We start from the raw sequence: 8933 nt of genomic DNA, 5'->3' as shown, positions 1-8933 counted from the left end.
AAGATGTAGAAATTACACTTAACGAAGGAAGACTTAATATTTCAGTGAAAAAAGAAGAAGTTTCCGAAGATAAAAACAAAAAATATATTCATCGTGAAAGAAAATATGCGCAGATGTCACGAAGCATTTTACTTGCAGATGCAAATGAAGAAAGTATTCAGGCAAAACTGGAAGAAGGTGTGTTGACGATTAAGGTACCTAAAAAGGAACAGGTCGACACTTCGAAACGCATCATGATTGAGTAAAAAAGACAGTGCATTAGCACACTGACATAACATTACGTCGGTGTGCTAATGTTATTTAATGAATAAAATTAAGCAATTGACTGGCATTTATTATCGCATATATTAATGTAAGAGAATATTGGAAAGGACCTTGATTATTGCAACGTGGCTGATGAGATTTACCGCCTTCGCGAAATAAAACAAAACATTCTTGCACAGAATGTAGAGGCAAGGTAAAAAGGAGCGTATTGCAAAAATATTGGGTTTTTGAACAAGAAGTCAATGAAGGTACAAGACTCGGTGTTTGTCAAGCATGTTGTCGCATGAAAATTTTTGTTCGAGATTCTCTATTATTAGTTTGAAAAATTTTACAGTGTGTATTTTATGATTTTAAACACATATATACCATATATTAACTGGAAAATAATCTGTACATATGTGTTTATAATCAAAGATTACAAGGCTTTATCCACATCTTTTCTTGGATTCAAAGATACCGTTTTAGGCACCGCCCATTTTCTTATACCACGATTAAACCTTTGTGGATTAAGCTTTTTAGCCGCCTCATATACGTTTATTCGTTTTCTCATTATTTTTGTAGATAATCCTTCATGTCTTGAACTTGGTGTTAAAAAATTTAATCCACTGTGATAGTGTTTATTATTGTACCAATCAACAAATTGAAGAACCCATTCTCTAGCGTCAGCGATAGTTTTAAAACCTTCTTGTGGATAACCAGGTCTATATTTGCAGGTTCTAAATAAAGCTTCTGAATAAGGATTATCATTACTTACTCTCGGTCTTGAAAACGATGACATAACGCCAAGTTCCTCTAATTTAGCTTTTAATGTATATGACTTCATAGGTCCTCCATTATCCGAATGTAGTATCAATGGTTTCCCCTTAATTTTTTCATTCATTATAGCCTTTTCAACTAATAATGAAGCAAATTCTCCTGTTTCTGTTTCCCACACTTCCCAGCCTACTATCTTTCGGCTGAAGATATCCACAATCATATATAGCTTGAAATATAGACCTACCACAACTGTGGATAAGAACGTTATATCCCAAGTCCAGACTTGATTAGGTTTATTTGCTATATGAGTTTCAGGTTCTTTCTTCTTTTTAGGGGCTCTCGCATACCCTCTATGAGTCTTCATTTTCTCCTTTTTAGAATACGATACATAGTAGATTCAGAAGCAATATATACACCTCTGTCAGCTAGCGCTGGAACTATCTGTGATGGGGGTAGATCAGCGTATTCTGGAAGGTTAACTATCTTTAAGACACTTTCATATTCAGCATCAGTAAGCTTGTTGATTGGAGAATTTCTCTTAATAATAGGTCTCATGTCCATCCGTATTTCTTGTCCTGTGCACCATCTCTCGTAAGTCCTAGAACTTATCCCTACGGTTTCACAGGCTGCTTCTAATCGAGCCCCTTTTTCTCTAGCTTCAGCTATTAAATTTACTATTGCTATGCGATCTGAGTGATCTATTAATCTTCCACGTTGTCCACTAAGATCGTTTGTAACTTTTTTCTAAGAACTAGTAATGCTGCCGTTTCTGCTAGTGCCTTTTCTTTAAACTGCAGGTCTTTCTCTAGTGCTTTTATTCTTTTTGCATCTTCTTGTTGCTTTAATTTTAATTCTTTAACATCATCACTTTCGGCGTTGCCGCTGGTGCTATTTAAACAAGCATTATGCCACTTTTTAACGTCTTCTACGAATAAGCCTTTCTCTCTGCAATACCTTGCCAATTCTGCTTCTGAGAGTAAATATGTCTCCATAACTATCAAAAATCTATCTTTAGGTGTCACACCTATCTTTCCAATGTTATTGTCAGTATTTTTAGGTTTTACAGCTTTGGTCTTCCATGTTTGCAATGTAGATTTGCTTATACCTGTTTCTTTTGATAAATCTGAAACTGATATGCTCTCTGGTGGTAACATTCTTGATATTAACTTCTCTTTTTCCAATTTACTATATCTCTTATTCATACTATTTTCTCTTGCCATAGGTATATCTCTTCTCTTTGTTCGAGAATATCATACATTACTCCCTACGACAACTATCTTAACACAGGGGGAAAGTAGGAGCATTGATTAATTCGTAATTAGAAGAAGGAAGCCATTCTGAATAAATTTTTGCCATTGTTTCTTGCAAAGTAGAAGGAAATGCTCCTTCGTTTGGGAATATAGCCCAAGTACAGGCTTTGACGTGCACCTTTTCTAGTAGATTACTTACTTCATTTTCAGTGGTTAAAACACCTATGAGATGAGTTAAATCTCCTTCTTCTTTTAAGAAATTTGCATCAGCCTCATAAGAAGCATTAATTATTTCATAAGGCTCAATATTTTGAAGAGAATGCATCTCTTTTCTTTGTTCGTCTGTTATGCTCTGTGCAAGCTTTACAATTTCGTTATTTACACCTTCAAATTGCATAGGAACACGTTTGCTTACACCTGCTAAATTAAATTCTGGTTTGTCTTCAATTCTAAATTCCATAGAAATTCCTCCCTTAACAGTTATTATAAATGATAGTTTGGGAAATGATTTACTTATGCCTTTTTTTATTACATCTGATGGTAAAAAACCACTCCATTTTTTAAAAGCTCTAGTAAAGCCATCCATTGATTGATAACCATATTTCAAAGCAACATCTGTTACTTTCTCTCCTTTTAATAAATCCTTATTTGCTTCTGATAATTTTCTGTTCTTTATATATTCATTAAGAGTTAATCCTGAAAGATAAAGAAATATCTTTCTAAAGTGATAGTCAGAAACTCCAGCGTATTCAGAAATTATTTCAAGAGATAGGTTATCATCTGTTATATGATCTTCAATGTAGTCAATCACATGATTTAATTCCTTTAACATTATCCCGCTCCTTTCATGTATATATAATACCAAAGTATATTTTATGATGCTCGACTTTTTTACTACAAAAAATATCGAATTGTATGGGGATTTAGAAGATTCAACTCATGGAGAAAATACAATGTTTCCAAGAAAGATTGGTTGATTACTAAGCTTATAATAGTCAGAAAGACTTGCCCTTATGATTTGATTGCATTCATAGGTTTTAAAATAATATTCACATGTATTAGTATTCATAAAAGAAATATATTTTGTATAATCATAAGTACCTCTATCAGTTAAAACAATTCCCTTAGGAATAAAAACGCTATTCATAATATGAAAACATGTAATAAGTGCTTCAGAAGAATCTTTTGGAACTGGTACATGTGTTTTTATAAATGATGTGCGAACAAAGCGCTCAGGAGAGGTGAAGCCTCCAGGGAGATTCACGGTTCCTGAAGCCTGACCAAAGGGAGTTAATGATACATTTTCCCAATAAACTTCATTTTGTTGAGTGGTTGATACATTCATATAATTTCTTAGATTAGTCATATGCCATTGAAAATCAGGGCTATTCGACATCACTCCTATAGGGTTATCAATTATCTCAAGACCTCTTTCAGTTTGTTCAATAACAATAGATTTACCACTTCTATCCGTAGCAATCCAATGTAAGGGAGCAATTGCTTGTGTAACTGGATCTGGTACACCTACAATATTAATGTTTTCTGATAAGGTCTTTAAATCATCCACAGATTTACAACATCCTAAAATGTAATGTAGAAAATCTAAAGACGCAATCTGTTCTTTATTATTTATGTCTGAATCATAATAAGCATAACCTGCAAAATATAAAACAGCAGCAGCAAAGCCTTGTTCATTGACACCATCAAAAAAGCCCAATATACCATTGGTTTCTTGTCCCATACAGATGAAACTATAGTTATCAATATATTTTTTCATTGTTATAAGGCTATGCCATTCATAATTTTTAGGTATTATATAAATTCCAGGTTTAATAGGATAGGAAAAATCCATGGTTCTTCCAAAGAAGTTCTCTTTTTGTAAGGATTGCAAAGTAATAGCTGTGCACATACCATAAAACCTCCAATTTTATAAAATTCATGATTATAATATATGGTTTAACGTTAAAGAGGGTGAACTTTAATTTTTTGATCTAGGGCTAACAATGTTAACAGTATTTAATCATATAAAAGTACTGATCTCATATTATAAATTTGTATAATAAATGAAATATAGCAATTGACACTTTAACTACTCAGTGTTACTATATAGTAGTAGTAAGTAATACATAATATCAGTATTACTAGATAGTAAAGAGGTGAACTATTTGGAAAATATAACAGAAATGTTAAAGGGGGTACTAGAAGGCTGCGTCCTTGAAATAATAAATCATGAGGAAACCTACGGTTACGAGATTACGCGAAGGTTAAATACATTAGGATTTTCAGATATTGTTGATGGGACAGTTTATACCATTTTAGTGAGGCTAGAGAAGAATAAACTGGTAGACATAGAAAAAAAACCATCAGATATGGGTCCTCCGCGAAAATTTTTTAAGCTGAATGATGCAGGACGTGAGGAACTGAGAATGTTCTGGGAAAGATGGGAATTTGTATCATCAAAAATAAATGAATTAAAGGAGAAGAAATAATGAATTTTTGGGAAAAAATCACAGGGAGTGACATGACTAAAGAATTTAAAATTTTTGAATTAAGAGCTGAAAAGCTACCATCTGACTATCAAGCTGCATGGGAAAAGATTAAGGCTAATCTTTGGGAGCACTCAGATTTCACAGGTCGCAATCTCATGCCAATTCTTGAGGGTGTGATTGGCCTACTAGAAGAAACAGCTTCTGATGGGCAAAGTGTACAAGAGGCTTTAGGTGATAACATTAAAGGTTTCTGTTTAGCATTAGTAGGTGAAGAAGGGACCAATTATTATAGAGATAAATGGCGAAAACAACTTAATAATAATATTGCTAAAAAATTAGGTAAATAGGAGGATGAAATGGGAATAAAGGATATGATAAAAGATAAAAAAGAGTGGCGAGCACACGTAGAGCGTGTTAAATCCCTACCAAAAGATTATCAGATTGTTTATAAAGAAATTCAAAAATATCTTTATAAAGTCGGGCCTGCTGAACTAAGTGAAGGGATAGATTTACTTATTGGAATTGTAGATCTTTTTGAAGAGGGTGCCCTTATTGGGAAAGGAGTACTGGAAGTTACGGGTAATGATGTAGCAGCTTTTTGTGATGATTTAATCAAAGATTCAAAAACTTACGCTGATATATATCAAGAATCTGTTAAAAAAGAAGTTAGTAATGCAATGAGAAAGGCTACAGGTAGAATAAAGTAAAAGTGAAATATCATGATTAAAAAATTAATGAAGAAAGAAGTCTACACTGCCTGCAAAGATTGAGGATTAAAAAAATAGCTTAATGTTTGCAAGTATTAAAATGATAGATATCAAGAATAAAATTGAAAAAGGGGGGGACAGAGTGAATAAATATGAGTGGATATTATGCCCGGTTTGTAGCAATAAAACAAGAGTCAAGATAGGTTATGATACAGTACTTAAAAATTTTCCGCTATTTTGTCCCAAGTGTAAGCAAGAAATGATAATTAATGTGAAACAGCTGAATATATCAGTTGTTAAAGAGCCAGACGCTAAGACGCAGAGCCGATAACATGTGAATGAAATCACAGTTATCGGCTCTTTTTATGATAAGCAATTAAGCTATCTCAAAAGAATTAAACTTAAGTTTAAGAAAATTTACTATATTAAATAGGAGGAAAAGAAAATGAAAAAAAATATCATACAAATTAAAGACGTAAAGAAGTCTTACAAAGATGTAGAAGTACTTAAGGGAGTAGATTTGGAAGTGGAGCAGGGAGAGATTTTTGCATTGCTAGGTTCTAATGGAGCTGGTAAAACAACCATGATTAAAATTATGGCTACTTTGCTTAAGGCAGATACTGGAGGTATTGCAATTAACGGTTTTGATATTGAAAAAAATCCAGTAGGTATTAGAAGCTCTATCAGTCTCACTGGTCAATTTGCCGCTATTGATGAGATTTTGACTGGACGTGAAAATCTTCAAATGATAGCAAAGCTTAGACACCTTAAAAATCCAAATTCAATAGCAGATGAGTTGATTAATCGTTTTGGTATGTCAGAAGCTGCAGATCGAAGAGTATCTACTTATTCTGGAGGTATGAAAAGAAGAATTGATATTGCAATGAGTTTAGTTGGAAATCCAAAGATTATTTTTCTAGATGAGCCAACTACAGGTTTAGATCCTGAAGCACGTCTAGAAGTTTGGAAGATTGTAAAGGAGCTAACCAATTCAGGGACTACAGTATTCTTAACGACTCAATACTTAGAAGAAGCAGAACAACTTGCAGATAAAATAGCTATTCTTCATGGTGGAAAAATTATTGCTCTAGATACACTAGAAGGATTAAAAAAATTATTCTCGCCTGCGAAAGTTGAATATGTTGAGAAAGAACCTACATTAGAAGAAATATTCCTATCAATAATAGGTAGAAAGGAGCAAAAATAAATGGAATTAACAAATAAACATTTCTTAAAAGATATGAGTGTCATGTTTGGACGTTCTATGCGGCATATTTTTAGAAGTATGGATACAATTATTACAGTTTGTATAACACCAATTGCTATGATGTTATTATTTGTTTATGTATTTGGTGGTGCGATTAAAACAGATACAGAAAATTATATTAATTATTTATTACCTGGTATAATGTTAATGGCTATTGGGAGTGGTATTGCATATGTATCATATAGGTTGTTTATGGATAAAGAACGTGGCATTTTTGAGCGTTTTAATTCTATGCCAATTGCTCGCTCTACAGTATTATGGGGACATGTATTAACTTCAGTAATTTCCAATGGAATTTCTGTAGTAGTTATTATACTTGTTGCATTATTAATGGGCTTCCGTTCTTCAGCAGGAATTTCAGAATGGATAGCTGTATTTGGAATTCTTGGGATATTTACATTTGCTTTGACTTGGATTGCTATAATTGCTGGACTTTCTGCTAAAACACCAGATGGTGCAGGGGCATTCTCTTACCCTATCATCTTTTTACCATTTATAAGTTCTGCTTTTGTACCAACAGATACAATGCCTTCAATAGTACGTGCTTTTGCAGAAAATCAACCTGTAACACCTATCGTAGAAGCTATTCGTAATTTATTAGCAAAGCAATCTGTAGGAAATGATATCTGGATTGCCCTTGCTTGGTGTATAGGAATAATAGTTGTTTCTTATATATTTGCAATGAAAGTATATAAAAATAAATTCAATAAGGCATAGTCTTAGAATCTATAGTATGGACTTATTAAATATTAGTTATAATCATCAATGATTAATTGACTCTGATCATTAAAGAAGGTTTTATATCCTAATTGAACAAATATTATCACAGTTAATGATACACTGCCGAGTATTCCAAGCATAATAGCAATTTGATATTCTATTGCTGTAATAGGGGAGGTTCCTGACAGTATTTGACCTGTCATCATGCCAGGTAAAAAAACAATTCCCATACCAAGCATGGAATTAATGGTGGGTAGTATTGCAGAATCAAAAGCATTATCTACAATTTGCTTTGAAGCTATTTTAGGTGTTGCTCCAAGCATTAAAGCTCCTTCAACTAAAGTCTTTTGATTCTGCATTCCATCAACTAAATGGTTGACACACAAAGAGACACCAGTCATAGAATTTCCTATTAACATACCTGCAATCGGAATAAAGTATTGGGGGTTATACCATGGTGATATGCGCACAACAATAAGTAAAAAGTAGAATAGACAGGAAGAGGTACCTATAATCATTGATAAAGTAATTATTTGCTTAAGCTTTGATGAAATTCTTTCCTTGGTTCTTTTTATGATGTTATAAACAGAAAAGAATTCCATCATAATTAAAATAAGAATAGTAAACAGAGGAGATGAGGTGTTAAAAAGTTGAACTAGTATATACCCTGCAATAATAAGTTGTAGTGTCATTCTTAGAGAAGAAATAAGAATTACCTTCTCCTTTGAAATTCCTTTAAATTTAACAATAAGCAGTAGAATTAAAACAAATACATAGGCCGATATCATTTGCCATAGTGATAGATTGATTAAACCATTCATTTACTAAACCTCCTTAATATCTATTACTTTACCTTGATGAATCTCTATAATATTTTCTGCGTAAGTCTGTGCGACTTTCTTTGAATGAGTAACCATAATCAAGGTCTTATTTGTTTCCTGAATGTATGAAACTAAAGTTTTAATTATAATATTTTCTGTTTTCTCATCCATTGCTGACGAAGGTTCATCTAATAAGAATACGTCAGGATCAATTAAAATTAATCTTCCTAAAGCAAGTCTTTGCCTTTCGCCACCAGATAACTTATCACCATTATCATCTAGATTTTTATTTAAATGAATTATATTTAGGATAGTGCGAAGTTTTTTATCATCAACTAGTGGCTTTTCTGCAAATTTAAGTCCTATTAGTAGGTTATCTTTAATACTTCCAGGAAAAATAACAGGAAGCTGTGGCAACATTCCTATATTTCTCCTTAGTTCTATAGAATTAATAGAATTTAAAGACTGACCATTGTAAAATATTTCACCACTATCACAGCTTATAAGCTTATTTAGAAGTCGTAAGAGTGTAGATTTTCCACTTCCACTTTCTCCTACGATACACGTAACTTTATATCTTTTTATATTAAGGTCATTAATTTCTAAAATATGTTTGTATATTACCTTTTTGAGTGAAAACATAGAAATCTTTCTCCATT

The 8933-nt window shown here is 32.6% G+C and carries 14 protein-coding genes; 7 read left to right on the top strand and 7 right to left on the bottom strand.

Going from position 1 to position 8933, the window contains the following annotated elements; all coding sequences use genetic code 11:
• A partial coding sequence (locus AAT22_RS10885) for an Hsp20 family protein (RefSeq protein ID WP_047001238.1) occupies positions 1 to 245 on the top strand: 245 nt, incomplete at its 5' end.
• Between the two features lie 434 nt (positions 246 to 679).
• On the opposite strand, the gene AAT22_RS10880 is transcribed toward AAT22_RS10885, so the two are convergent.
• The 5 genes from AAT22_RS10880 to AAT22_RS10865 form a co-directional block, all read right to left on the bottom strand.
• Entirely contained in the window at positions 680 to 1384 is a 705-nt protein-coding gene (locus AAT22_RS10880) for an IS3 family transposase (RefSeq protein ID WP_084820757.1), read from the bottom strand.
• Positions 1381 to 1581 (bottom strand): helix-turn-helix domain-containing protein, encoded by a 201-nt coding sequence (locus tag AAT22_RS18810; RefSeq protein ID WP_084820756.1) that lies wholly within the window; start codon positions 1579 to 1581, stop codon positions 1381 to 1383. The genes AAT22_RS10880 and AAT22_RS18810 overlap by 4 nt, the downstream gene beginning before the upstream one ends.
• 140 nt (positions 1582 to 1721) lie before the next feature.
• Positions 1722 to 2240, bottom strand: coding sequence for a transposase (locus AAT22_RS10875; RefSeq protein WP_047001237.1), 519 nt, complete (start codon positions 2238 to 2240; stop codon positions 1722 to 1724).
• Positions 2241 to 2298: 58 nt separating this feature from the next.
• On the bottom strand, positions 2299 to 3102 hold the full coding sequence (locus tag AAT22_RS10870; RefSeq protein ID WP_242849813.1) for an AraC family transcriptional regulator: 804 nt from the start codon (positions 3100 to 3102) through the stop codon (positions 2299 to 2301).
• A 105-nt stretch (positions 3103 to 3207) separates the two neighbouring features.
• On the bottom strand, positions 3208 to 4179 hold the full coding sequence (locus AAT22_RS10865; RefSeq protein ID WP_047001236.1) for a choloylglycine hydrolase family protein: 972 nt from the start codon (positions 4177 to 4179) through the stop codon (positions 3208 to 3210).
• Between the two features lie 256 nt (positions 4180 to 4435).
• Between AAT22_RS10865 and AAT22_RS10860 the strand changes: the two genes are divergently transcribed.
• From AAT22_RS10860 to AAT22_RS10835, 6 genes are all read left to right on the top strand, one after another.
• Positions 4436 to 4759, top strand: coding sequence for a PadR family transcriptional regulator (locus tag AAT22_RS10860; protein ID WP_047001235.1), 324 nt, complete (start codon positions 4436 to 4438; stop codon positions 4757 to 4759).
• Complete coding sequence (locus AAT22_RS10855) at positions 4759 to 5106, top strand: DUF1048 domain-containing protein (protein ID WP_047001234.1); 348 nt, start codon at positions 4759 to 4761, stop codon at positions 5104 to 5106. The genes AAT22_RS10860 and AAT22_RS10855 overlap by 1 nt, the downstream gene beginning before the upstream one ends.
• Before the next feature lie 9 nt (positions 5107 to 5115).
• A complete protein-coding gene (locus tag AAT22_RS10850; protein WP_047001233.1) occupies positions 5116 to 5466 on the top strand; it encodes a DUF1048 domain-containing protein in 351 nt (116 codons plus the stop codon).
• A gap of 142 nt (positions 5467 to 5608) precedes the next feature.
• Positions 5609 to 5797 carry a cysteine-rich KTR domain-containing protein gene (locus AAT22_RS10845; protein ID WP_047001232.1) on the top strand — a complete coding sequence of 63 codons (189 nt, stop codon included), beginning with the start codon at positions 5609 to 5611 and terminating at the stop codon, positions 5795 to 5797.
• 114 nt (positions 5798 to 5911) lie between these two features.
• Positions 5912 to 6673: an ATP-binding cassette domain-containing protein gene (locus AAT22_RS10840; RefSeq protein ID WP_047001231.1), complete on the top strand. Its 762-nt coding sequence runs from the start codon at positions 5912 to 5914 to the stop codon at positions 6671 to 6673.
• Positions 6674 to 7450 carry an ABC transporter permease gene (locus tag AAT22_RS10835; RefSeq protein WP_047001230.1) on the top strand — a complete coding sequence of 259 codons (777 nt, stop codon included), beginning with the start codon at positions 6674 to 6676 and terminating at the stop codon, positions 7448 to 7450. It begins immediately after the preceding gene.
• Positions 7451 to 7482: 32 nt separating this feature from the next.
• On the opposite strand, the gene fetB is transcribed toward AAT22_RS10835, so the two are convergent.
• Positions 7483 to 8274, bottom strand: coding sequence for an iron export ABC transporter permease subunit FetB (fetB, locus tag AAT22_RS10830; protein WP_047001229.1), 792 nt, complete (start codon positions 8272 to 8274; stop codon positions 7483 to 7485).
• 3 nt (positions 8275 to 8277) lie between these two features.
• A complete protein-coding gene (locus AAT22_RS10825) occupies positions 8278 to 8916 on the bottom strand; it encodes an ABC transporter ATP-binding protein (protein WP_016208141.1) in 639 nt (212 codons plus the stop codon).
• Positions 8917 to 8933 lie beyond the last annotated feature (17 nt).

It is taken from the genome of Clostridium sp. C8 (genome assembly GCF_001010885.1).
GTDB classification, from domain to species: domain Bacteria; phylum Bacillota; class Clostridia; order Clostridiales; family Clostridiaceae; genus Clostridium; species Clostridium sartagoforme.
This window is presented reverse-complemented; position numbering and strand designations above follow the sequence as displayed.